Raw genomic sequence first — 1,848 nt, 5'->3', positions numbered from 1 at the left:
GGGTCGGGCACGCCCCCGGAGGGCTTCGAGGCGTACGAGGACCTGGGCGCGCCCGACCCGGCGGCCGGACCGCCGGACGTGACGGTGTCGCCGGACGACGACGCCACGATCATCTACACCTCGGGCACCACCGGCCGCCCCAAGGGCGCCGTGGCGACCCACCTCGCCCAGGCGGGCGCGGCGATGAACCCCCGTTTCCACGCGGCTGCCTCCGCGCTCGGCCGGGGCCTGGTGCCGGGGCAGGGGCCCGCGCCGGTGTCCCTGGTCACCTATCCGTTCTTCCACGTCGCGGGCTTCAGCGGCTTCTACTCGGTGATGGGCTCGGGCGGCACCCTGGTCATGATGCGCGCGTGGGACGCGCGGCAGGCCCTCGCCCTGATCCGCGAGCACGGCGTGACGCACTACGCGGGCGTCCCCACCACCGCCCTGCAACTGCTCGACGAGGCCGGGCGGGCGGGGGACGCGATGGAGTCGCTGCGGATGTTCAACACCGGCGGCTCCGCCGCGCCGCCGACGCTGGTGGAGCGGCTCACCGCGCGGTACGGGGAGCGGGTGGAGCCGCGCAACGGATACGGGCTGACCGAGACCAGCGGGGGCGTGCTGGCCGGCTTCGGCGCGGAGTACCGGCGGTGGCCGCTGAGCGTGGGCCGCCCGACGCCCACCACCGAGGTGCGGGTGGTCGGCGAGGACGGCAGGGACGTGCCCGAGGGCGAGATCGGCGAGCTGTGGCTGCGCGCCCAGGCGAACGTACGCGGGTACTGGAACGACCCCGCCGCCACCGCACGCGCCTTCGTCGACGGCTGGTTCCGGACCGGCGACCTGGTGGTGGCGCGGGACGGCCGGATCGAGGTGGTCGACCGGATCAAGGACATGGTGATCCGGGGCGGCGAGAACGTGTACTGCGTGGAGGTCGAGTCCGTCCTCCACGGCCATCCGGCGGTGCTGGACGCGGCGGTGGTGGGGGTGCCGCACGCGGAGCTGGGGGAGGAGGTGGCGGCGGTGGTGCAGCTGGCCTCGCCGGTCACGCCGGAGGAGCTGCGGGCGTACGCGGCGCGGGTCCTGGCCGCGTACAAGGTGCCCGCGCACGTGCTGGCGCGGACGGCGCCACTGCCGCGCAACGCGACGGGGAAGGTGCTGAAGGGGGAGCTGCGGGCGGAGGTGGAGGGGTGGCTGCGGACCGTGGTGGGTTGCTCGCGCAGTTCCCCGCGCCCCTAACTGCCTAGGGGCGCGGGGAACTGCGCGCTCAGCCACAGACAACCCGCAGACGACCCCCGGGCGGATCAGGGGCGCGGGGAACTGCGCGACCGGCCACCCACCGTCCCGCAGCCGAAGTCCGGGCCGATCAGGGGCGCGGGGAACTGCGCGACCAGCCCCCACCGGCCCGCGGACGAAACAGCCCGCACCGCCTCAGCCCCGCGTCACCCGTACGCGATAGTTCCCCAGCTCGTCCGCCCCCAGGACCGAGACCCGTACGCCCCGCTCCCGGTCCGTGAACGTCTCGCCGGGGGCGAACGGCGCGTCCGAGAGCTCCGCGTGCACATTGGGCCGCCGCGTGCACCCCCCGCTGTCCTTCGCGCTGTCGGCGACGGTGATCGGCCCCCGCCCCGTGTCGACGTCCGTACTGACCCGGTACACCAGCACCCCCGGCTTGCACACCGCCTCGTCGTTCCCGGTCCGCGTCCGCACCTCCACCGCGTACCCGCTCTCGTCCGACAGCGGCACGAACACCAGCTTGCGCCCCGCCCCGGGCGCCGCGAGCGGAGTCAGCAGGTACTCGTGGGCCCCCGCCCCCGCCGCACGCCGCGAGCGGAGTCAGCAGGTACTCGTGGGCCCCCGCCCCCGCCGCAC

At 75.4% G+C, this 1,848-nt stretch carries 1 protein-coding gene and 1 pseudogene; one reads left to right on the top strand and one right to left on the bottom strand.

The features are described 5' to 3' along the window. On the top strand, positions 1–1,215 hold a 1,215-nt coding region (locus ACJA3G_RS36190), incomplete at its 5' end, for a class I adenylate-forming enzyme family protein (RefSeq protein WP_406557272.1). 192 nt (positions 1,216–1,407) lie between these two features. On the opposite strand, the pseudogene ACJA3G_RS36185 reads toward ACJA3G_RS36190, so the two are convergent. Continuing rightward, positions 1,408–1,797, bottom strand: a pseudogene (locus ACJA3G_RS36185) (M6 family metalloprotease domain-containing protein); the annotation flags it as partial. Positions 1,798–1,848: the final 51 nt, after the last annotated feature.

This window comes from Streptomyces sp. YS-3 (genome assembly GCF_045257485.1).
Taxonomy (GTDB): Bacteria; Actinomycetota; Actinomycetes; order Streptomycetales; family Streptomycetaceae; genus Streptomyces.
This window is presented reverse-complemented; position numbering and strand designations above follow the sequence as displayed.